19 protein-coding genes are annotated in these 21,629 nt (G+C 65.5%); 11 read left to right on the forward strand and 8 right to left on the reverse strand.

What is annotated here, in order from left to right:
* The first annotated feature begins 131 nt into the window (after positions 1–131).
* The 7 genes from pnp to ligA all read left to right on the forward strand — a co-directional run bounded on the left by pnp (position 132) and on the right by ligA (position 9,274).
* Positions 132–2,444, forward strand: a complete 2,313-nt coding sequence (gene pnp, locus ACGGKE_RS00400) for a polyribonucleotide nucleotidyltransferase (RefSeq protein WP_394439176.1) — start codon at positions 132–134, stop codon at positions 2,442–2,444.
* A 163-nt stretch (positions 2,445–2,607) separates the two neighbouring features.
* Positions 2,608–3,627: an ATP-binding protein gene (locus ACGGKE_RS00405; protein WP_317516445.1), complete on the forward strand. Its 1,020-nt coding sequence runs from the start codon at positions 2,608–2,610 to the stop codon at positions 3,625–3,627.
* A 57-nt stretch (positions 3,628–3,684) separates the two neighbouring features.
* Complete coding sequence (locus tag ACGGKE_RS00410) at positions 3,685–4,473, forward strand: outer membrane protein assembly factor BamD (protein ID WP_228165689.1); 789 nt, start codon at positions 3,685–3,687, stop codon at positions 4,471–4,473.
* 51 nt (positions 4,474–4,524) lie between these two features.
* Positions 4,525–6,186 carry a DNA repair protein RecN gene (recN, locus tag ACGGKE_RS00415; RefSeq protein ID WP_394439177.1) on the forward strand — a complete coding sequence of 554 codons (1,662 nt, stop codon included), beginning with the start codon at positions 4,525–4,527 and terminating at the stop codon, positions 6,184–6,186.
* Between the two features lie 85 nt (positions 6,187–6,271).
* The gene (locus ACGGKE_RS00420) at positions 6,272–6,646 is read left to right on the forward strand and encodes a putative quinol monooxygenase (protein ID WP_394439179.1); all 375 of its coding nucleotides are present in this window, start codon (positions 6,272–6,274) and stop codon (positions 6,644–6,646) included.
* A gap of 47 nt (positions 6,647–6,693) precedes the next feature.
* A complete protein-coding gene (locus tag ACGGKE_RS00425) occupies positions 6,694–6,990 on the forward strand; it encodes a hypothetical protein (RefSeq protein WP_394439181.1) in 297 nt (98 codons plus the stop codon).
* Positions 6,991–7,162: 172 nt separating this feature from the next.
* A complete protein-coding gene (ligA, locus tag ACGGKE_RS00430; protein WP_394439182.1) occupies positions 7,163–9,274 on the forward strand; it encodes an NAD-dependent DNA ligase LigA in 2,112 nt (703 codons plus the stop codon).
* A gap of 114 nt (positions 9,275–9,388) precedes the next feature.
* On the opposite strand, the gene ACGGKE_RS00435 is transcribed toward ligA, so the two are convergent.
* From ACGGKE_RS00435 to ACGGKE_RS00465, 7 genes are all read right to left on the reverse strand, one after another.
* Complete coding sequence (locus tag ACGGKE_RS00435) at positions 9,389–10,180, reverse strand: phosphoadenylyl-sulfate reductase (RefSeq protein WP_394439183.1); 792 nt, start codon at positions 10,178–10,180, stop codon at positions 9,389–9,391.
* The gene (locus ACGGKE_RS00440) at positions 10,173–10,613 is read right to left on the reverse strand and encodes a DUF934 domain-containing protein (protein ID WP_394439184.1); all 441 of its coding nucleotides are present in this window, start codon (positions 10,611–10,613) and stop codon (positions 10,173–10,175) included. The genes ACGGKE_RS00435 and ACGGKE_RS00440 overlap by 8 nt, the downstream gene beginning before the upstream one ends.
* A complete protein-coding gene (locus ACGGKE_RS00445; RefSeq protein WP_394439185.1) occupies positions 10,606–12,237 on the reverse strand; it encodes a nitrite/sulfite reductase in 1,632 nt (543 codons plus the stop codon). The genes ACGGKE_RS00440 and ACGGKE_RS00445 overlap by 8 nt, the downstream gene beginning before the upstream one ends.
* Before the next feature lie 2 nt (positions 12,238–12,239).
* Positions 12,240–12,536 carry a DUF2849 domain-containing protein gene (locus ACGGKE_RS00450; protein WP_228165697.1) on the reverse strand — a complete coding sequence of 99 codons (297 nt, stop codon included), beginning with the start codon at positions 12,534–12,536 and terminating at the stop codon, positions 12,240–12,242.
* Complete coding sequence (gene cobA, locus ACGGKE_RS00455; protein ID WP_394439186.1) at positions 12,533–13,402, reverse strand: uroporphyrinogen-III C-methyltransferase; 870 nt, start codon at positions 13,400–13,402, stop codon at positions 12,533–12,535. Before cobA ends, ACGGKE_RS00450 begins: the two co-directional genes overlap by 4 nt.
* Positions 13,403–13,498: 96 nt before the next feature.
* Positions 13,499–14,932 (reverse strand): succinylglutamate-semialdehyde dehydrogenase, encoded by a 1,434-nt coding sequence (gene astD / locus ACGGKE_RS00460; protein ID WP_394439187.1) that lies wholly within the window; start codon positions 14,930–14,932, stop codon positions 13,499–13,501.
* Between the two features lie 45 nt (positions 14,933–14,977).
* Positions 14,978–16,378 carry a protein adenylyltransferase SelO family protein gene (locus ACGGKE_RS00465; protein ID WP_394439188.1) on the reverse strand — a complete coding sequence of 467 codons (1,401 nt, stop codon included), beginning with the start codon at positions 16,376–16,378 and terminating at the stop codon, positions 14,978–14,980.
* Positions 16,379–16,415: 37 nt separating this feature from the next.
* On the opposite strand from ACGGKE_RS00465, the gene ACGGKE_RS00470 reads away from it, so the two are divergent.
* The 4 genes from ACGGKE_RS00470 (at position 16,416) to ACGGKE_RS00485 (ending at position 20,141) form a co-directional block, all read left to right on the forward strand.
* A complete protein-coding gene (locus tag ACGGKE_RS00470; RefSeq protein WP_394439189.1) occupies positions 16,416–17,297 on the forward strand; it encodes an alpha/beta fold hydrolase in 882 nt (293 codons plus the stop codon).
* Positions 17,290–18,423: a glycosyltransferase family 4 protein gene (locus tag ACGGKE_RS00475; protein ID WP_394439190.1), complete on the forward strand. Its 1,134-nt coding sequence runs from the start codon at positions 17,290–17,292 to the stop codon at positions 18,421–18,423. Before ACGGKE_RS00470 ends, ACGGKE_RS00475 begins: the two co-directional genes overlap by 8 nt.
* A 91-nt stretch (positions 18,424–18,514) precedes the next feature.
* Positions 18,515–19,918: an NAD(P)H-dependent flavin oxidoreductase gene (locus tag ACGGKE_RS00480; protein ID WP_394439191.1), complete on the forward strand. Its 1,404-nt coding sequence runs from the start codon at positions 18,515–18,517 to the stop codon at positions 19,916–19,918.
* A 4-nt stretch (positions 19,919–19,922) separates the two neighbouring features.
* Positions 19,923–20,141 carry a DUF2093 domain-containing protein gene (locus ACGGKE_RS00485; RefSeq protein WP_394439192.1) on the forward strand — a complete coding sequence of 73 codons (219 nt, stop codon included), beginning with the start codon at positions 19,923–19,925 and terminating at the stop codon, positions 20,139–20,141.
* Between the two features lie 608 nt (positions 20,142–20,749).
* Here the strand turns inward: ACGGKE_RS00485 and purU are convergent.
* Entirely contained in the window at positions 20,750–21,589 is an 840-nt protein-coding gene (purU, locus tag ACGGKE_RS00490) for a formyltetrahydrofolate deformylase (protein WP_394439193.1), read from the reverse strand.
* Positions 21,590–21,629 lie beyond the last annotated feature (40 nt).

Here is a 21,629-nt window from a genome sequence, read left to right on the forward strand (position 1 = left end):
CTGGAACAGGGCGCAATCCGGCACCCTGTTGCATATCAGGGGCCAGATGATGCTCCACACCGTTGCGGGCCGGTTTAGCCCGCATGACAGGCCCCGCCCGGCAATAGGGCTTGGCGGGCGAAGGAAAAAGCATGTTTGATGTAAAGAAAGTTTCGATCGAGCTGGCAGGCAAGACCCTGACTCTCGAAACCGGTCGCATTGCGCGCCAGGCCGATGCCGCCGTGCTGGCGACCTATGGCGAGACCGTGGTGCTTTGCGCCGTGACCGCCGCCAAGTCGGTCAAGGATGGGCAGGATTTCTTCCCGCTGACCGTTCATTATCAGGAAAAATATTCCGCCGCCGGCCGCATTCCGGGCGGCTTCTTCAAGCGTGAGCGCGGCGCCACGGAAAAGGAAACGCTGGTTTCCCGCCTGATCGACCGTCCGGTCCGCCCGCTCTTCCCCGAAGGCTTCTACAACGAAATCAACGTCATCGCTCAGGTGCTGTCGTTTGATGGCGAAAGCGAGCCCGACATCGTGGCGATGATCGCCGCTTCGGCTGCCCTGACCCTGTCGGGCGTGCCCTTCCTGGGCCCGATCGGCGCCGCCCGCGTCGGCTACAAGGATGGCGAATATCAGCTCAACCCCTCCATGGAGGAGGTCAAGGAAGGCGAGCTCGACCTGGTCGTCGCCGCTACCCATGACGCCGTGATGATGGTCGAGTCCGAAGCCAAGGAGCTGTCGGAGGACGTCATGCTGGGCGCGGTCATGTTCGCGCATGACGCTGCCCGCAAGGTCGTCGGCGCGATCATCGATCTGGCCGAGCAGGCCGCCAAGGACCCGTGGGAAATGGCCCAGCAGGACGATCTGGGCGGTCTCAAGAAGAAGCTGACCAAGCTGATCGGCAAGGACATCGCTGCCGCCTACAAGCTGACCGACAAGTCGGCCCGCTCGAACGCGCTCAACGACGCCCGGGCGAAGGCGAAGGCCTTCTTCGCCGAGGAGGAACTGGACGCCCAGACCGTCATGGCCGGCATCAAGCTGACCAAGAAGCTGGAAGCCGAGATCGTCCGCACCGCGATCCTGAAGGATGGCCAGCGCATCGACGGCCGCACCACCACGCAGATCCGTCCGATCGAGGCGATGGTGGGCTTCCTGCCGCGCACCCATGGTTCGGCGCTGTTCACCCGTGGCGAAACGCAGGCGATCTGCACCACCACGCTCGGCACCAAGGATGCCGAGCAGATGATCGACGGCCTTGTCGGCGTTCATTATGAAAGCTTCATGCTGCACTATAACTTCCCGCCCTATTCGGTCGGTGAAGTCGGCCGCTTCGGCGCGCCGGGCCGTCGCGAAGTCGGCCATGGCAAGCTGGCCTGGCGCGCGCTGCACCCGGTCCTGCCCAGCAAGGAAGAGTTCCCCTACACCATCCGCGTCCTGTCCGATATCACCGAGTCCAACGGCTCGTCGTCGATGGCGACGGTCTGCGGCGGTTCGCTGTCGATGATGGACGCGGGCGTTCCGCTCAAGCGTCCGGTGTCGGGCATCGCCATGGGCCTGATCCTGGAAGGCAAGGATTATGCTGTCATCAGCGACATCCTGGGCGATGAGGATCATCTGGGCGACATGGACTTCAAGGTGGCGGGCACGGAAGCGGGCATCACCACCATGCAGATGGACATCAAGGTTGCCGGCATCACGCAGGAAATCTTCGAAGTCGCGCTGCGCCAGGCCAAGGAAGGCCGTGCGCATATCCTGAGTGAGATGAGCAAGGCGCTGTCCTCTACCCGCACTGAACTGTCGGCCCATGCCCCGCGCATCGAGACGATTCAGATCGACAAGGCGAAGATCCGCGACGTCATCGGCACCGGCGGCAAGGTCATCCGCGAAATCGTCGCGGAAACCGGCGCGAAGGTCGATATCGACGACGAAGGCATCATCAAGATTTCTTCGTCCGACATCGCCCAGATCGAGGCCGCCAAGAAGTGGATCCTCGGCATCGTCGAGGAAGCGGAAGTCGGCAAGGTCTACACCGGCAAGGTCGTCAACATCGTCGACTTCGGCGCCTTCGTGAACTTCATGGGTGGCAAGGACGGTCTCGTCCACGTGTCCGAGATGAAGAATGAGCGCGTTGAAAAGCCGACCGACGTCGTGTCGGAAGGCCAGGAAGTGAAGGTCAAGGTCCTGGAGATCGACCCGCGCGGCAAGGTTCGCCTGTCGATGCGCGTCGTCGATCAGGAAACCGGCGAGGAACTGGAAGATACCCGTCCCGCCCGCGAACCGCGTGAAGCGCGCGGCGATCGGGGCGAAGGCCGCGGCGACCGCAACCGCCGCGACCGCGGCGGCGACCGTGGCGGCCGGGGCGATCGCGGCCCGCGCCGTGACCGCGGCCCGCGTGGCGACGGCGGCAAGGGCGACGACGACGGCTCCAGCGCCGGCCTGCCCGACTTCCTGACCCAGGACTGATCGACATCCCTATCGGCTCCCCGATCATCGGGGCAGCGAAAAAAGAAAGGCGTCCGGACCCGTCCGGGCGCCTTTTTTCGGGATTGGTCGGGATGGACTGATCTTGATCAATGCGCTTGCGTAATATTTTGCTAAGGTGGTGAAGAGCGAAATGAGGTCCATCATGCAGCGGAGCAACGAGCGCTTTGTCGAACGCCTGCCGCTCGTCCTCAATCGACCGGCCTATGCCTATCTGTTGACCCTGGTCTTTTGCGGCGCCGGGCTGATGCTGCGTTTCGCCGCCGAGCCCTTGTTGCCGCAGGGCTATCCCTTCGTCACCTTCTTCCCGGCCGTCATCCTCTCCTCCTTTCTGTTCGGCGTGCGTCCGGGCATTTTCGGCGGCGTGATCGCGGGCCTCGCCTCCTGGTATTTCTTCATCTCGCCCGTCCACAGCTTCGCGCTGAACCCGGCGACCGCGATGGCCATGCTCTTCTACACGGGCGTGGTGACGGTCGACATCATCCTCATCCACTTCATGCAGCGCGCCAATTTCAACCTGGCGGTCGAGCGCGAACGCAGCCGCGCGCTGGCGGAAAACCGCGAACTCCTGTTCCGTGAGCTTCAGCACCGCGTTTCCAACAATCTTCAGGTCGTTGCCGCGATGCTCTCGCTGCAGCGACGGCATGTCGATCATGATGTGGCGCGCCGCGCGCTGGACGATGCATCGGCAAGGTTGGGCCTGGTCGGACGGATCAGCCGCGCCCTTTATGATCCCTCGGGGGAGGGGCAGGACATTCGCGCCTTCCTCCTCACCCTGACCGCGGACATATTGGACGCGTCCGGGCGCAGCGACGTGACCGTGAAGGTGACGGCGCCGGACGCACTGATCCTGGAGCCCAACATCACCGTGCCGCTCGCCCTGGTGGTTGCGGAAGCGGTGAGCAATGCAATCGAACATGGGCTGCCCGACCGCGCCGGCAGCATCCATGTCACGCTGGAAAATGACGCGGGCGAACTGACCCTGCGCATCATCGACGATGGCAAGGGCGTGGCGCCCGATTTCCAGGTCGGCGACGGCCAGTCGCTGGGCCTGCGCATCGCCAACGCGCTCGCGGCGCAGCTGGGTGGACGCTTCGCGCTGCAGCCCGGTGCGCAGGGCGGGGCCATTGCGCGGCTCGACCTGCCACTGGCTGCGGCCTGTTGAATAAAGCGCTACATTCTGCCGCTTGGCGGCGGCGCGTCGCTCGGCTATGACCCGCCCATGCTGACGAAAACCCTGACGCGCATCGGCGCGGCCACCGCTCTGGTCCTGATCGCCTCGCCCGTGCTCACTGGCTGTTCGACATCGAAGAACAAGGCCGACACCCTCTATGTCGCCCGCGACGTGTCGACCCTCTACAACAGCGGCAAGGACCGGCTGGACCGCGGCCAGTACAAGCTGGCGGCCGCCCTGTTCGACGAAGTCGAGCGTCAGCATCCTTATTCGCCCTGGGCCCGCCGCGCGCAACTCATGTCGGCGTTCAGCTATTATATGAACCGCGATTATGCGGAATCCATTTCGGCCGCGCAGCGCTTCCTGTCGATCCACACGGGCAACAAGGACGCGCCCTACGCTTATTATCTGATCGCGCTCTGCTATTATGAGCAGATCGCCGACGTCACGCGCGATCAGAAGATCACGCAGCAGGCGCTCGACTCACTCGGCGAACTGATCCGCCGCTATCCCCAGACCCGCTATGCCGCCGACGCGCGGCTGAAGGTCGACTTGGTGAACGATCACCTGGCCGGCAAGGAGATGGAGGTCGGCCGATTCTATCAGCGGCGCGGACAGTGGCTGGCCGCCGCGCTGCGCTTCCGCACCGTGGTCGACAAATATCAGACCACCACCCACACGCCCGAAGCGCTGGAGCGCCTGGTCGAATCCTATCTCTCGCTTGGCATCCCGGCCGAAGCGCAGAAGGCCGCCGCGGTGCTGGGCCGCAATTATCCGGGCACCAAATGGTATGAGCGCAGCTACAAGCTGATGCAGGAACATGGCGGGGCGGCCTGAGCCGCCGCTTTCCCTGTTCCCCTTTTGTGCATTGACGGGTAGGAACGCGTCATGCTGACAAGCCTCGCGATCCGCAATGTCGTGCTGATCGAGGCGCTGGACCTGGAGTTCGGCGCCGGCCTTTCCGTTCTGACCGGCGAAACGGGCGCGGGCAAATCGATCCTGCTCGATTCCCTGGGTCTGGCGCTGGGCGCGCGCGCCGATAGCGGGCTGGTGCGCGCGGGCGAGCAGCAGGCAAGTGTCGTCGCCGCCTTCGAACCGCCGGCCAGCGATCATCCCGCCGCCGCTCTGCTCGCCGACAATGGCATCGCCATGGAGCCGGGCGAACCCCTGCTGATCCGCCGCATGGTAAAGGCCGATGGCGGTAGTCGCGCCTTCGTCAATGACCAGCCCTGTTCCGCCGCGCTGCTGCGCGAGCTGGGCGGGTCGCTGGTGGAAATCCACGGCCAGCATGATGATCGCGGCCTGCTCAATCCCCGCGGGCATCGGGCGCTGCTCGACAGCTATGGCCGCTGTGACGCCGCGGCTGTGGCGACGGCGCACGCGGCCTGGCGCGCGGCCGCCAGGGCGCTGGAGCAGGCGTGTGAGACGGTGGATACCGCCGCGCGCGATCGCGACTATCTGACGCATGCGGTCGAGGAACTGCGCAGCTTCGCGCCTCAGCCCGGGGAGGAAGCGACGCTCGCGGAGGAGCGGGCGGCGATGCAGAAGGGCGCGCGCCTGACCGATGATCTCAGCGTCATCAGCGATTGCCTGACCGGCTCCGATGGTGGTTTGGCCCAGTTGCGCCAGGCGGCGCGCCGGCTCGATCGCATCGCGGGCGAAGAGCCGCTGCTGACCGCCGTGCTGGAGGCGCTGGACCGCGCCGTGGTGGAAGCAGGGGAGGCGGAGGATCGGCTTGCCGAAGCTGCCGAGGCGCTCAGCTTCGATCCCGCTCGCCTCGACTCCATCGAAACGCGCCTCTTCGATCTGCGCGGGCTCGCCCGCAAGCATCAGGTCGCACCCGATGATCTGGCTGCGCTGGGCGAAGACATGGCCGCCCGCCTCGCCGCGATCGAGGGCGGGGAAGAGCATATCGCCGCGCTGGAACAGGATGTCGGGCGCAAGGCGGATGCCTATCGCGCCGCCGCGCAAGCCTTGTCGGCGGAGCGCCAGCTGGCGGCCGGTCGCCTGGATGCGGCGGTAGCGGGCGAACTCGCGCCGCTGAAGCTGGACGCGGCCCGTTTCCGCACCGTGGTCGCCCCGCTGGACGAGGGACAGTGGAGCGCCCAGGGCATGGACCGGGTCGAATTCGAAATCTCCACCAACCCCGGCGCGCCCTTCGCGCCGCTCGCCAAGATCGCGAGCGGCGGCGAATTGTCGCGCTTCATCCTGGCGCTCAAGGTCGCACTGGCCGAGCGGTGCGGGGCGGACACGCTGATCTTCGACGAAATCGACCGGGGCGTGGGCGGCGCGGTGGCGGACGCGATCGGCGAGCGGCTTTCCCGCCTGGCCCAGAACAACCAGATCCTCGTCGTCACCCACAGCCCGCAGGTCGCGGCGCGCGGCGCCGGCCATATGCTGATCGCCAAGTCGAGCGACGGCACCGTCACCCGCACCGGCGTCCACGCGCTCGAACCGGCCGACCGCCGCGAGGAAATCGCCCGCATGCTCTCCGGCGCGGAAATCACCGCCGAAGCGCGCGCGCAGGCGAAACGGCTGCTGGACGCTTGACTCCCACCTTCGTTCGGTTCGAGCTTGTCGAGAACCGCAGTGCAGGGTTCTCGACAAGCTCGAACCGAACAGGGAGGATAGCCGCATGACTCATAATCGCAGAGACATGCTCGGCCTGACCGCCGCCACGCTCGCCGCAACCGCCGTGCCCGCCGCCGCGCAGGAGGCAAAACCGCGCTACGGCCTGATCGGCCAGATGCTCAGCCTCCCCGGCAAGCGCGACGAACTTGTCGCTTATCTGAAAGAGGCGATGGGCGGGATGCCCGGCTGCCTCTCCTACATCGTTGCGCTCGATGGCGCCAACCCCGACGCGCTCTGGATTACCGAAGTCTGGGACAGCCGCGAAAGCCACGCCGCCTCGCTCAAACTCCCCGCCGTCCGCGCCGCCATCGCCAAGGCCCGCCCGATCATCGCGGGCTTTCCACAAAATTTCGAAACGGTGCCGGTGGCAGGTGTTTGATGGCGCTATTGCGCGACTCGACACTTGCCGCTTTAGGCCAAGTAGCAATGATCCCCCTGTTGTTAGTCGGTGCAATGATTTCCGCCACAGCGTTTATTGCCTTTACTGGCGTGGCAATCATGCTGGGCGTGGGCTTACTCGTCTATGGTCTGCCAAATCTCTACATGGTCTTGGTGGGGATCGCCCTCTTGGGTGGTTGGCTGATCTCTTGCCGTGGGGTTGTGGTTGGGATGCAGGCCGTTTTCAATCCCGATGCGAAAGCGCTCGGCATCGCCGCAGTCTATGGGCTGTTGGCTGGTGCTGAAATGACCGCTTTGTTGGGCGGCTTCGGGGATGTCTGGTAGGAAGAAGTTTGCCGTTCTCTGCCGTCACCGCCAGGGTCGGCATGATTGCTTTCGCCTTCGCTGCGTTACACGACCGTGCTCCTGCGAAAGCAGGAGCCCAGCGTTGACGCGAGTGACCCTGCACTCTGGGCTCCTGCTTTCGCAGGAGCACGGGAGGCGTTAAGGACAGGCCATGATCGACCCTGCGACCCTTACCGAAGCCGAAGCCGCCAATCGCCTGATGCGCCTTGCCAGGGACGTGGCGAAGCATAACCGGCTCTATCATGATCAGGACGCGCCGGAGATCAGCGACGCGGACTATGATGCGCTGATCCGCGAAAACAATGCGCTCGAAGCCCAATTCCCGCATCTGGTCCGCGCCGATTCGCCCAATGCGCAGGTCGGCGCCGCCCCGACTTCGGCGCTTGGAAAAGTGCCGCATGCCGTGCGCATGATGAGCCTCGACAATGGCTTTTCCGACGAGGACATTGCCGAGTTTATCGCCCGCGTCCGCCGCTTCCTCGCCCTGGCGGAGGACGCGTCCGTCGCGCTCACCGCCGAGCCGAAGATCGATGGCCTGTCCTGTTCGCTACGTTACGAGCAGGGCGAACTGGTCCTTGCCGCGACTCGTGGCGACGGCACAACCGGCGAGGATGTGACTGCCAATGTCCGCACCATTGGCGATATTCCCGAGCGGCTGGCCGGTCCCGACATCCCCGACCTGTTCGAGATACGCGGTGAAGTCTACATGGCCAAGGACGATTTCGTGGCGCTCAATCAGCGCCTGCTCGCCGAGGCCGACGATCCGGGAAAGGCGCGCCAATTCGCCAATCCGCGCAATGCCGCCGCCGGATCGCTGCGCCAGAAGGACGCCGCCGTCACCGCCAGCCGGCCGCTGCGGTTCCTCGCCCATGGCTGGGGCGCACATAGCGCGCTGCCCGCCGACACGCAGCTTGGCGTCATGCGGGCGATTGCCGGCTGGGGCTTGCCGGTGTCGGACCTGCTGACCTGTGTCGATAGCCTGGATGCGCTTATCGCGCATTATCGGACCATCGAAGCCGCGCGCGCGGACCTGCCCTTCGACATTGACGGCGTGGTCTACAAGATCGACCGGCTCGACTGGCAGCAGCGGCTCGGCTTCGTCGCCAAGGCACCGCGCTGGGCCATCGCCCACAAATTTCCGGCCGAGCGCGCGCAGACCACGCTGGAGGCGATCGACATCCAGGTCGGCCGCACCGGCAAGTTCACACCGGTCGGTCGCCTGACGCCCGTGACCGTGGGCGGGGTCGTCGTCTCCAACGTTACCCTGCACAATGCCGATGAGATTGCGCGGCTCGGCGTCCGGCCCGGCGACCGCATCATCGTTCAGCGCGCGGGCGACGTCATCCCGCAGGTCGTGGACAATCTTACCCGCGACGAACCCCGCGCGCCGTTCCACTTCCCCATCCGATGCCCCGTATGCCAGTCGGAAGCGGTGCGCGAGGAAGGCGAGGTGGATTATCGCTGCACCGGCGGTCTCATCTGCCCGGCCCAGCGGTTCGAGCGGCTGCGCCATTTCGTCAGCCGCGCCGCGCTCGACATCGAAGGGCTGGGCGAAAAGACGATCCAGGAATTTCTCGACCTCGGCTGGATCGCCGAGCCCGCCGACATTTTCCGGCTGAAACGGCATCGCGCCGATCTGCTGGGCCGCGAAGGCTGGAAGGAAAAGTCGGTCGACAATCTGCTCGCCGCGATCGAGGCCAAGCGTCAGCCCGATGCCGCGCGTCTGCTCTTTGGCCTTGGCATCCGCCATGTCGGCGCAGTGACGGCGCGCGATCTGTTGAAGCGCTACACCAGGCTTGGCGCCATCCGCGGCCTGGCGGACGACATCATCGCCTTGCGCGACCAGCCATTCGACAGCCAGGCGAAGCGCGACAAGGCGATCGCCGACCATATCGGCGTCGAAAATGTGGGGGCGGCTGTCGGCCATGCCCTCGCGGATTTCTTTCACGAACCGCATAATGTGGAGGCATGGGACGATCTGCTGGGCGAAGTGTCGCCACCCGATTATGTCGTCGAAACGACCGCCAGCGCCGTCACCGGCAAGACCATCGTCTTCACTGGCAAGCTTGAGACCATGAGCCGCGACGAAGCCAAGGCGCAGGCCGAACGGCTGGGCGCAAAGGCGGCGGGATCGGTCAGCGCCAAGACCGATCTGGTCGTGGCGGGGCCGGGTGCCGGCAGCAAATTGAAGCAGGCGACCGCGCTTGGCATCGACGTCATCACGGAGGAAGCCTGGGCCGCAATCGTGAAGGCGGCGGGTTGAACCGCCACTTCCGGTTGTCCTGAGCTTTTCGACGCTTGTCCTGAACGGCGGCCCGGACGGCTGCACGACTGAAGGCCGAACGACTTCACCCGGAAGGCGGACGGGCCCGCCGCTTCAGAAGACCGGCATGTTCGCCGGATCGTCGGCATCGTCGCTCGCGCCCGGGATGGGGCTGACTGGCGTGTGGATGCCGCATTCCACCTTGTCCCATCCGCGCCAGCGACCCGCACGCGGGTCTTCGCCCGGCAGCACCTTGGACGTGCAGGGCTCGCAACCGATTGACAGATAGCCCTGCGCCTCCAGCGGATGACGCGGCAGGTCACGCTCGGCGAAATAGGCCTCCAGATCGGCCTTGGTCCAGTCGCCGAGCGGGTTGAGCTTCAGCCGGCCATCCTCCACCTCGAAACGGGGCAGGTTCTGACGCGTCACCGACTGGAACGCCTTGCGGCCGGAAATCCAGGCGTCGAGCCCATCCTTGGCGCGCTTCATCGGCTCGACCTTGCGGATCTCGCAGCAGCCGTCGGGATCATAGGACCAGCGCAGGCCGGTCTCGTCCTTCTTCGCGATCACGTCGGGCAGCGGCGCAACGGTGCGGCTGTCGGTGAAGCCAAACCGCTTGATCAGCGTGTCGCGATAGTTCAGCGTTTCGGCGAACATCTTGAGCGTGTCGACGAAAATAACCGGCACGGTCCGGTCCGCCCTGGCCACCAGATCGAGCAGCACCGCGCTTTCCGTGCCGAAAGACGAAACGACGGCGACATTGCCGGCGAGGCCTTCGGCGAACACGGTCTTGAGCATGGTCAGCGTATCGACGCCCTCGAAGCGCGCATTGAGCGCGTCGGCTTCCTCCTGGGTGAAGGCGGGCCGGGCATCGATGATGTCAATCTGGCGGGCGGGTTCAGCCATCTATTTTCTCCGGATGCCGTTTCGCCCACACGGGCGCACGGCCATCGACCGATTTCTGGTAAACGTCCGCATAGCGGGTGAGGGCGCGCTCGACGGCGGCGTCATCCAGCGCCTTGGACGGATGGAAACTGTCAAAGCCGCAGCGGCGCATGGCGACGATCTGATCGACCAGCACATCGCCCACGGCGCGCAATTCGCCCTGATAGCCCGCTTCGCGCAGGATGCGGGCGGCCGAATAGCCGCGACCATCGCCAAAGGCGGGAAAGTTCACCTCCACCAGCGAAAGCCGGTCGAGATGCGGCAGCAATTCGCGCGCATCCTCGCCTGCTTCGATGCGCACGGCGGTGGAGTTGGACTGGCCAGTGAAGGATTCGACGGTGACCGCAGGCTCCTGCGCGGCTTCGCCGTCGCGGAAGGAGAGGAATTCAACCATAGATCGCCTCCTTGAAGGGCTTCATGCCGATGCGGCGATAGGTGTCGAGGAAGCGTTCGCCCTGCGCCCGCTGGGCAAGGTAGATGTCGGTCACCTTCTCGATCGCATCGACCACGCCATCCTCGGAAAAGCCGGGGCCGGTGATCTGGCCGAGCGACGCATCCTCCGCGCCCGATCCGCCGAGCAGCAGCTGGAAATTCTCCACGCCCTTCCGGTCCACGCCAAGGATGCCGATATGGCCGGCATGATGGTGGCCGCAGGCATTGATGCAGCCCGAAATCTTGAGCTTGAGCTCGCCCAGTTCCGCCTGCCGTTCATTGTCGGCAAAGCGCTGCGCGATCTTCTGCGCCAGCGGGATCGACCGCGCATTGGCGAGCGCGCAATAATCGAGCCCGGGGCAGGCGATGATGTCCGTGATGAGGTCGAGATTAGCCTCGGCCAGACCCGCTTCCTCCAACTGCTGCCAGATGGCGTGAAGGTCCGCCTTGCGCACATGCGGCAGGACAAGGTTCTGCGCGTGGGTGACGCGGATCTCATCCAGCGAATAGCGTTCCGCCAGATCCGCGACCAAGGCCATCTGCTCGGCCGATGCGTCGCCGGGAATGCCGGTCAGCGGCTTCAGGCTGATATTGACGATCGCATAGCCCGGCGCCTTGTGCGCCGCGACCTGCCGGTCGACCCACAGGGCAAAGCCCGGATCGCTCCGGTCGATCTCTTCGGGCAGGCCCGTCTCATAGTCAGGCGCAGCGAAGAAGGCGCGGATGCGGTCCAGTTCCTCGGTCGGCGGATTGAGGCCCAGGTCGCGCATCTGCGCAAACTCTTCCTCCACCTGCCGCTTATATTCCTCGACCCCCAGTTCATGGACCAGGATCTTGATCCGCGCCTTGTACTTGTTGTCGCGGCGACCGTAGCGATTATAGACGCGCAGGCACGCCTCCAGATAGGAGACGATCTCCTCCTCGGGCACAAAGTCGCGGATCAGCGGCGCGACCATGGGGGTGCGGCCCATGCCGCCGCCGGCATAGACTTCCGCGCCGATAAGGCCGTCGCGCGCCACCAGCTTGAGGCCGATATCGTGCAGCCGCATCGCCGCGCGATCGTCATCCGACGCGATCACCGCGATCTTGAACTTGCGCGGCAGATAGGTGAATTCCGGGTGGAAGCTCGACCATTGGCGCAGCAGTTCCGCCCAGGGGCGCGGGTCCGCCACTTCATCGGCCGACACGCCGGCATATTGGTCGGAGCTGATATTGCGGATGCAATTGCCGCTGGTCTGGATGGCATGCATCTCGACACTCGCCAGCTCGGCGAGGATTTCGGGCGCATCTGCCAGCTTGATCCAGTTATACTGCAAATTCTGGCGCGTGGTGAAGTGGCCATAGCCCTTGTCATATTTCGCCGCGATTTCCCCCAGCTTGCGCAACTGCGGGGCGCTGAGCGTCCCATAGGGGATGGCGACGCGCAGCATATAGGCATGCAGCTGGAGATAGAGGCCGTTCATCAGCCGCAGCGGCTTGAACTGATCCTCGGTCAGCGCGCCGGCCAGGCGGCGCTGCACCTGGTCGCGAAATTCCTCGACCCGCGCGTCGACGATGGACTGGTCATAGCTGTCGTAGCGATACATGGTCAGATCACCCAGTTGCCGGCATCGGCATCATTTGGTTTGAGGTTGAGGTCGGGGCGCACCGTCGGCCCCAGCGCGCGAATGCGATCCTTGATATGGGCCGGGCGCACGCCCTCGTCGGTCAGCGTCGCGTCGATCACATAGGCGCCCACGACGCGCAACGCGGCTTCCTCGGTGCGGGCGAGGTCATCGCCCTGCTCGCCGACATCGACGCTGTCGCCCACCTGGCGCGACCAGCCGTCGCCTGCCCACCAGATGACGTCGCCGGTCACCAGGTCATTGCCCGTCAATATCTTCATTCTACCCTTTTCCCGTTCGGGCTGTTGGAGCCCTGTCCGTCTTCTGCTCTTTCTTCGCCCCGAACGAACGGCCGGCCCTCAAAAGGCTCGGGCCGCACGGACGCGAGCATGTCGCGATAACCCTCCATGCTGTCCTGCGCCAGCGCGTGCGCCGCCACTTCGCCGACCACGATCAGCGCGGGACTTTTCACCTTTTCCCGCGCGACCATGTCGCCCAGATCGGCCAGCAGGGTGCGCAGGGTCCGCATATCGACGCGTGTCCCATTTTCCAGCACCGCGACCGGAATGGCAGGGGATACCCCGTCGGCGATCAGCTTGTCGGCGATGTCGGCCGCCGTCGCGACGCCCATATAGATGACGAGCGTGCGTCCCTGGCCCGCCAGGCCCGACCAGTCCTGTGCCGTCAGGCCCTTGCACTGACCCGCGACGAAGCTGACCGCGCTCGATGCCGCGCGATGAGTGAGCGGCAATTGCGCAGAGGCCGCGCTGCCGATCGCCGCGCTGATGCCGGGCACCACCTCCACCGGCACGCCGGCGGCGCGGCAGGCGTCGACTTCCTCGCCGCCGCGGCCGAAGATGAACGGGTCGCCGCCCTTCAGCCGCACGACCTTGCGCCCCTCGCGCGCCAATTCGACCAGCAGGGCGTTGATCGCGTCCTGCGGCATGGAATGGCGGCTGCGCTGCTTGGCGACCGAGATCAGGTCGGCATCCGGCGCGGCGAGCGCCAGGATGGCGTCGGACACCAGCCCGTCATGCACGATCACGTCCGCCGCGCCGATCAGGCGCGCGGCCTTGATCGTCAGCAGGTCCGGATCGCCCGGCCCCGCGCCGACCAGAAAGACGGTGGCGGGTATCGTTTCAGCCATGCAGCGCACATGGCGAAAGCCCCCGGCCAGTTCAATTCAGAATGGATATGGGGGGGATTAGGAAATGTTTTTGCGTCATTGGGCTTGGCACGCGCCTCAGTCGCCCATCGCGCTGACGTCGACGTCTTTCAGGCCCACGCCGATCGACGCGCGCGGCGTCTCCAGTTCGGCGGAGACCACCGGATAGGCGCAATAATCGGCAGCGTAATAGGCGCTCGGCCGATGATTGCCCGATATGCCAACGCCCCCGAACGGCGCATTGGACGCCGCGCCGTTGGTCGGCCGGTTCCAGTGAATGAGGCCCGCCCGCACATTGGACCAGAATTGATTATATTGCTCGGGCGTCCCGCCGATCAGCGATGCGGCCAGGCCATAGCGGCTGTTATTGGCTTCGGCGATCGCTTCGCCAAATTCCTTGACGCGGATGACCTGCAGCAGCGGGCCGAACAGCTCGACGTCGGGTCGCTCCTTCATCGCGGTGACGTCGATGATCGCGGGGCTGAGGAAGGGCAGGCCGGGCCGGCTGCGGACCATATGCTTGATCGGTCGCCCGCCATTGCTCATCAGCCACAGAAAGCTTTCGGTCAGCCCGTCCGCGGTCTGATTGTCGATGACGGGACCCATATAGGGGACGGGGCTGGCATGGGGATGATCGACGATCAACCGGTCGGCCAGCTTCTTCACTTCCGCAATCAGCGTGTCGGCGATGGCGTCGCGTACGATCAGGCGGCTGGCGGCGGTGCAGCGCTGGCCGCTGCTCAGGAAGGCGGACTGGATGACGATCGCGGCGGCGGCGCCGATTTCGGGCGTGTCCCACACGACGATCGGATTATTGCCGCCCATTTCCAGCGCCAGGATCTTCGATGGCTGCGTCGCGAACTGACGGTTGATGGCGATGCCGGTCTGCGCCGATCCGGTGAACAGGATGCCGCCGACATCGGGGTGAGCGGCGAGCGCCTTGCCCGCGTCGGCGCCGCCCAGCAACAGGCGCACCGCGTCAGCGGGAATGCCCGCCTCGTGCAGCAGCCGCACCAGCATCTCGCCCACCGCCGGCGTCTTTTCCGACGGCTTGAACACCACCGCATTGCCGGCCAGCAGCGCGGGAATCATATGTCCGCCGGGCAGATGGGCGGGGAAATTATAGGGGCCAAGCACCGCCATCACGCCGTGGGGCTTGTGCCGCACCGACTGGCGCGCACCCAGATTGGCCTCCAGCCGGCGCTGGCCGGTCCGCTCGGAATAGGCGGCGACGCTGATGTCCACCTTGCCCATCAGCGCGGTTACTTCCGCCCGTGCGTCCCACAGCGGCTTTCCGGTTTCGCGCGCGATCAGGTCGGCCAGCGCATCCTCTTCGCGGCGCACGACATTGACGAAGCGGCGCAGCGTTTCGATGCGATAGGCGATCGGTTGCGCGGCCCATTTGGGCCAGGCGGCGCGCGCGGCGGCGACTTCGGCTTCGACGTCGCCCGGCTCCCCCTGCCAGAGCAGGTCGCCGGTGGCGGGTTCATGGGATGTAAGCGACGCGACCATTTGAGCAGGGCTATGCCGGAAATTGGTTAATGAAAGAAGAGGGACCTAGCGTCGGCTCGTCGCAGCATCGCCATGGGCGGCACTCATGCGCCGGATCGCGGCGACCTTGGCATGAAGCGGCGTCCAGTCATCGTCCAGGTCGATCGCGCTCCAGATGGCCTCCACCTCCTCGATATGCATGGAACAAGGCGCAGCGTCGTCCCAATAGGCATGGTCGCGGGCCTGGGGCACGGGCTGAAACCCGGCGATGGCCTCCCGAAAGGCCTCCCAGGCATCATGTTCATAACCGCCGCGGGCCGGCGCGATGCCGCCGCGCCAGTCGTGGAAGAAGCGGTCGATGGGCGTGTCCGTCGCGGTCATGCCGCGCACCGCCGCCTCGACCATCGGCCCCGCTTGTGCGCCGGGTTTGACGCCCAGCCGCCAGCAGAAGCGCCGCTGCACAGCCTCCCCATAGAGGGCGGGGAAGCGCTCCAGCTGCGCGATCAGAGGCGCCGCGTCGGTCAAGGGGCGCAGCGACACCGCCAGTTGCGCGACGTCCCAATGAATCGCTTCGGCCTGCCGCCCGAAGGCGTAGAGGCCGGCATGGTCGAAATAGGCGGCGGTAAAGCCCGGATCCCACAGCGGCGTGAAGCGCCAGGGGCCATAGTCGAAGCTTTCGCCGGTGACGTTGATATTGTCGCTGTTGAGCACGCCATGGACGAAGCCCGCGACCATGTAGCTCGCCGCTAGGTCGGCAGTGCGTTCGACCACATGGCCCAGCAATTGCTCTGCCGGGTTGTCGCCCGGGGCTTCGTCATAGAGGCGCGTCAGCGCATAGTTAGTCAGTCGCTCCAGCAAGGCCGTGTCGTCCAGGAACGCCGCGCGCTGGAACGTGCCGATGCGGATATGCGAGTGGCTGAGGCGCACCATCACCGCCGAGCGCGTGGGCGACGGCTCGTCATTGCGCTCCAGCGCCTCGCCGGTCTCGATGATGGACAGGGTGCGGGACGTGTCGACGCCCAGCGCCTCCAGCATCTCGGTCGCCAATATCTCGCGCACGCCGCCCTTCAGCGTCAGTCGCCCGTCGCCGAACCGGCTGTAGGGCGTCTGGCCCGACCCCTTGGTGCCCAGGTCCAGCAGCCGGTCCTGCTGGTCGCGCAGCTGCGCGAACAGGAAACCGCGGCCATCGCCGATGTCGGGATTATAGTGGCGGAACTGATGGCCATGATAGCGCAGCGCCAGCGGCTGCGGCAGGCTGCCCTCCAGAGGCGCGAAGCGCCCGAAATGAGCGATCCATCCCGCATCGCTCAGCGCCTCCAGCCCGACCTCCGCCGCTGCCCGGTCATTGCGGTAGCGCAGGATCGTCTGCGGGAAGTCCGCCGCCACGACCGGATCGGCGATATCGGGCATCAGCGCGTCGATTTCCGTGGCGGGGCGATAAGATGCAGGTTGCGGCGTCTGGCTCATGCGGCGATATGGGGGAGCCAGGGCGGAAGGATCAAGCTTGACCGGCTATAAGGACGGATATTGGTGGTCACCCGATGGGCTTCGGCTCCATTATAGGGACTATGCCAGGGACGGGGCGCATCCGGATGACGGCCGGCCGCCGCTGCTCTGCCTGCCCGGCCTGACCCGCAACGCGCGCGATTTCGAGCCGCTGGCCGCCCGGCTGGCCGGGGAGTGGCGGCTGATCTGCCCCGACATGCGCGGCCGCGCCGAAAGCGCCTATGCCAAGGATGCGATGACCTATGTCCCGCTGACATATCTGCAGGACATCAGCCGCCTGCTCGCGGACCTGGCGATCACGCGTTTCGTCGCGATCGGCACGTCGCTGGGCGGGGTCATCACCATGTTGATCGCCGCGACGCATCGCGAATGGCTGGCGGGCGCGCTGCTCAACGATGTCGGCCCGGCGCTGGACGCGGCGGGGCTCGACCGGATCCGCGCCTATGTCGGCGTGGGCCAGTCCCATCCGACCTGGGTGCATGCGGCCCGGGCGCTCGCCGAAGCCAATGGCGACGTCTATCCCGGCTACGGGCTCGAACAATGGATTGCCATGGCCAAGCGGCTCTACCGCCTCAACAGCGGCGGGCGCATCGTGCTCGACTATGACATGAAGATCGCCGAGCCCATCCGCGCCATGGGCAGCGAAGCGGGCGTCGACATGTGGCCGGTGATGCAGGCCTTTTCCGGCATTCCGACGCTGTTGCTGCGCGGCGGGCGATCGGATTTGCTGAGCGAGGACAATGCCAGCCGCATGGCGCGCGAGATCGGCGAGAGCGCCGAACTGGTCACTGTGCCCGATGTCGGCCATGCGCCTACGCTGGACGAGCCCGAAAGCGTGGCCGCCATCGACCGGCTACTCGACCGGGTGCTGCGTGGCTGAACCGCCCAACATCCTGCATGTCCATGGCAGTTTCTCGCTCGGCGGCAAGGAGGCGCGGGCAGTCCGCCTGATGAACATCTGGGGCGACCGCGCCCGCCACAGCATCATGAGCGCCGATCCCGCCGCCATGAGCGCGCGCGACGCAATCGATCCGGCGATCGATGTGCGCTATCCCGCCGGCCCCTCCTTCGCCGGCAAGCCGGGTCTTGCGCGCTATGGGGAAATCCGCGCCTTTCTGAAGGGCTTCGACCTTGTCCTCACCTATAATTGGGGCGCGATGGACGCGGTGATGGCGCATCGGCTGGGCGGCGGCGCAGCCTCTGGCCTGCCGCCGCTCATCCATCATGAGGATGGCTTCAACGCGGACGAGGCGGAGCGGCTGAAGACCAAGCGCAATCTCTTCCGCCGCGTGGCGCTGCAACGCGCGCATGGGCTGGTCGTCCCCTCCGTCCGGCTGGAGAACATCGCCCGGCAGGTCTGGAAACAGCCTGCGGAGAAGCTGCACCTGATCCGCAACGGCATCGATGTCGCGCGCTACGGCGAACCGCCCGCGCCTGAAGCGATTCCTGGCTTGGTGCGGACGCCCGGCAAGCTGCTGATGGGCACGCTGGCGGGATTGCGTGCGGTCAAGAATATCCCCCGGCTCGTGCGCGCCGTCGCCGCCAACAAGGACCGGCTGCAACTGGTGGTGGTGGGGGAGGGGCCGGAACGCGACGCCATCAGGGCCGAAGCCGCCGCGCAGGGGCTGGACGACATCCATATGGCCGGCTTTTTGGACCGTCCCTGGCGCTTCGTCGGCCTGTTCGACATATTCGCCCTCTCGTCGGACAGTGAACAATTCCCGATCTCGCTGGTGGAAGCGATGGCCGCCGGGCTGCCGGTCGCTTCCATGGATGTCGGCGACGTCGTCCATATGGTCGCGCCGGAAAATCGCCCCTTCGTCATGCGCGACGAGCAAGGCCTTGCTCAGGCGCTCGGTCAGTTGGCTGACGACGCGGATCTGCGCGCGCGGCTGGGCGCCGCCAACCAAGCGCGCGCCGCCCGCGATTTCGCCGAGGAAACCATGGTAAACGCTTATGCGTCTCTCTATGGCGAAGCTCTGGCCAGCCCCATGATTTTGCGCTAGGGCGCGCGAAATTCGTCATAGACAGCCAAAGCTGCTATAGGGTCGCTTTTACCTGGTCGAGGGGGCCAGTTGCCAAGTGCAGGAGAAGTCGTTGTTCAAGGGGTTGAAGCCCATCGTCTATGGCGGCCGTGAAGTCTGGCCGCTGGTCGAAGGCGGCAAGGGTGTTGCCGTGTCCAACCACGCCAGTTCGGGCGCCTGGGCGGCTGCCGGCGGCATCGGCACGGTGTCTGCTGTCAACGCCGACAGCTATGACAGCTTCGGCAACATCATCCCCCAAATCTACCATGGCCGCACGCGCCGCGACCGGCATGAGGAACTGATCGCCTACGCCATCGACGGCGCGGTCGAGCAGGTGAAGCGCGCGTTCGAAATTGCTGGCGGCAAGGGCGCGATCAACATCAACGTGCTCTGGGAAATGGGCGGCGCGCAGCGCGTGCTGCATGGCGTGCTGGAAAAGACGCGCGGCATGGTGGCGGGCGTCACCTGCGGCGCGGGCATGCCCTACAAGCTGTCGGAAATCGCGGCGTCCTACGGCGTCTCCTACCTGCCCATCGTGTCGTCCGGCCGCGCTTTCCGCGCGTTGTGGAAGCGCGCCTACAGCAAGGCGTCGGAATGGCTGGCGGCGGTGGTCTATGAGGATCCCTGGCTGGCCGGCGGCCATAATGGCCTCTCCAATGCCGAGGATCCCCGCGCGCCGCAGGATCCCTATCCGCGCGTTCGCGATCTGCGCGCCACCATGCGTGAAGGCGGCATTTCCGACGATGTGCCGATCGTCATGGCGGGCGGCGTCTGGGCGCTCAAGGACTGGAACGACTGGATCGACAATCCCGAACTGGGCTCCATCATGTTCCAGTTCGGCACGCGCCCGCTGCTGACGCAGGAAAGCCCGATCCCGCAGGCGTGGAAGGACCGGCTGATGCAGCTGGAGCCGGGCGACGTGCTGCTTCACAAATTTTCGCCGACGGGCTTCTACAGCTCGGCAATCCGCAATCCCTTCCTGCGTTCGCTCGAAGCGCGGTCGGACCGGCAGATCCCCTTCAGCACTGAACAGGCGGGCGATCATACGCATCAGCTCGATGTGGGCGTGAAGGGCAGGAATTTCTGGGTGACGCTGGGCGACCTGACGCGCGCGCGCGAATGGTTCGGCGCCGGCTTCACCTCCGCGCTCAAGACCCCGGACAATACGCTGGTCTTCGTGACCGAAGAGGAGAAGGCGGAAATCCGCAAGGATCAGGCCGACTGCATGGGCTGCCTCAGCCAGTGCGCCTTCTCCAGCTGGATGGACAGCGAAACCAATTCCACCGGTCGCCTGGCAGACCCGCGCAGCTTCTGCATCCAGAAGTCGCTGCAGGAGTCGGTTCATGGCGGCGATCTCGACAAGAATCTGCTGTTCGCCGGCCATGCCGCCTATCGCTTCAAGCAGGACCCCTTCTACTCCAACGGGTTCGTGCCGACCGTGAAGCAGCTGGTCGATCGCATTCTGACCGGCGACTGAGCGCATGATCGGGGATATACCGGGCATGGCCGTGCTGGAATATGGCGCGGCCGATTTCGCCGTGGTGCGGCCGGGGCAGTTCGTGCTCTGCGCCGTTTCGGGCGAGCGGATCGACCTGCAGGATCTCAAATATTGGAGCGCCGAGTTCCAGGAGCCCTACCGGGGAGCCGAAGAGGCGACGCAGGCCTATCTGCGGCACCGCGCAGGGGCTGGAGACGGATAGTCCTCGCAAGCGGCGCTTCAAGTGCTGCTGGCTGACGTTCATCCTCGGATGATGTCCATTGGGCGCAATTTTCCTGTTCCAGCAAAGCTGGCCATGATGTAATCTGCCTTAGAAGCGCCAAAAGAGCGTTCAGGGTGAAGGATGTCCATCATGTCTCGTATTGATGTTTTCGGCGATCGTATCTGCATCATCTCCAGCCTGCTGATCGTCGGCTGGTTCCTGTACAGCGTCGCCGGCTGAACCAGGCGGCCGCGCCAAGTTCGGCTGTTGCGCGGCCAAGCAAAGCTGTTTGGACAGGAGCGTTCCGCTCGTCGATAAGCCTTGCCGAGCCTTCGTGCTCCGCGGCTTTTGAAGGATGTCAGCTTGCTCCGCGTCATCAACGGCTAAAGCGCACGGTTCCGAAGCGACCACGCCAGGTTTCGTGTTCCCCTGATCGAAGGAGAAGACGATGGTTCGCCCTGCCTTATATAAAAGCCGGCGCCGGTCGGCCCCGCCGACCCAGCCCTACCCCATTCCCCATAGCAGCTGGACTAACGCTGATCGGGATGCCACGCCTGTTGCGCCGATCGCTGCCAAAGATTTCTGGGCAAGGCTGGGGCTTTAGCGCCTCAGCGGAACACCACCGTCTTGGCACCATTGAGCAGCACGCGACGGTCGGCGATCCAGGAAACAGCGCGCGCCAGCACCTGCGCCTCGATGTCGCGGCCGATGCGGATCATGTCCTCGGGCGTGGCGCGATGGTCGACGCGCTCGACCGCCTGTTCGATGATCGGCCCTTCGTCAAGGTCGGCGGTCACGAAATGGGCGGTCGCGCCGATCAGCTTGACCCCGCGCTCATGCGCGCGGTGATAGGGGCGCGCGCCCTTGAACCCGGGCAGGAAACTGTGATGGATGTTGACGCAGCGCCCCGCCAGCCGCTCGACCAGCGCCTCCGACAGCACCTGCATATAGCGGGCGAGGATCAGATAATCGGATCGGCTGCGGTCGAATATGTCGAGCAGCGCCGCTTCCTGGGCTGCCTTGTCGCCATTGGGCGGCAGCTCATGATAGGGGATGCCATGCCATTCGGTGATGCGCCGCATGTCGGGATGGTTGGACACCACGCCCATGATGTCGACCGCCAGCATGCCTGCCTGCCAGCGGTGCAGCAGGTCGGTGAGGCAGTGCGATCCCTTGGACACGGCGATCAGCATGCGGGGACGATGGCGCGCTTCCGCCAGCGACCAATCCATCGCGAAATGCGCGCCGATCGCGACGAAATCCGAACGCAGCGCGTCGGTGTCGCGCATGCGCGCATCGGTCGCTTCGAACGCCACGCGCATGAAGAAGAGGCCGGCGTCCCGGTCGGCATATTGCTGGCTGTCGGTGATGAAGCCGCCCCGCTCGGCCAGGAACTGGCTGACCGCGGCGACGATGCCGACCCGATCGGCGCAGACCAGGGTCAGCACCCAGGATGAATTGACAGCGTCCGGCAATGGCCCCTCCGAT

Origin of the sequence: Sphingobium naphthae (assembly GCF_043589935.1) — a bacterium.
Lineage (GTDB): Bacteria > Pseudomonadota > Alphaproteobacteria > Sphingomonadales > Sphingomonadaceae > Sphingobium > Sphingobium naphthae_A.

Coding starts and splice junctions, on each gene's coding strand:
- pnp (WP_394439176.1), top strand. CDS start 132: ATGTTTGATGTAAAGAAAGTTTCGATCGAGCTGGCAGGCAAGACCCTG.
- ACGGKE_RS00405 (WP_317516445.1), top strand. CDS start 2,608: ATGCAGCGGAGCAACGAGCGCTTTGTCGAACGCCTGCCGCTCGTCCTC.
- ACGGKE_RS00410 (WP_228165689.1), top strand. CDS start 3,685: ATGCTGACGAAAACCCTGACGCGCATCGGCGCGGCCACCGCTCTGGTC.
- recN (WP_394439177.1), top strand. CDS start 4,525: ATGCTGACAAGCCTCGCGATCCGCAATGTCGTGCTGATCGAGGCGCTG.
- ACGGKE_RS00420 (WP_394439179.1), top strand. CDS start 6,272: ATGACTCATAATCGCAGAGACATGCTCGGCCTGACCGCCGCCACGCTC.
- ACGGKE_RS00425 (WP_394439181.1), top strand. CDS start 6,694: ATGATCCCCCTGTTGTTAGTCGGTGCAATGATTTCCGCCACAGCGTTT.
- ligA (WP_394439182.1), top strand. CDS start 7,163: ATGATCGACCCTGCGACCCTTACCGAAGCCGAAGCCGCCAATCGCCTG.
- ACGGKE_RS00435 (WP_394439183.1), bottom strand. CDS start 10,180: ATGGCTGAACCCGCCCGCCAGATTGACATCATCGATGCCCGGCCCGCC.
- ACGGKE_RS00440 (WP_394439184.1), bottom strand. CDS start 10,613: ATGGTTGAATTCCTCTCCTTCCGCGACGGCGAAGCCGCGCAGGAGCCT.
- ACGGKE_RS00445 (WP_394439185.1), bottom strand. CDS start 12,237: ATGTATCGCTACGACAGCTATGACCAGTCCATCGTCGACGCGCGGGTC.
- ACGGKE_RS00450 (WP_228165697.1), bottom strand. CDS start 12,536: ATGAAGATATTGACGGGCAATGACCTGGTGACCGGCGACGTCATCTGG.
- cobA (WP_394439186.1), bottom strand. CDS start 13,402: ATGGCTGAAACGATACCCGCCACCGTCTTTCTGGTCGGCGCGGGGCCG.
- astD (WP_394439187.1), bottom strand. CDS start 14,932: ATGGTCGCGTCGCTTACATCCCATGAACCCGCCACCGGCGACCTGCTC.
- ACGGKE_RS00465 (WP_394439188.1), bottom strand. CDS start 16,378: ATGAGCCAGACGCCGCAACCTGCATCTTATCGCCCCGCCACGGAAATC.
- ACGGKE_RS00485 (WP_394439192.1), top strand. CDS start 19,923: ATGATCGGGGATATACCGGGCATGGCCGTGCTGGAATATGGCGCGGCC.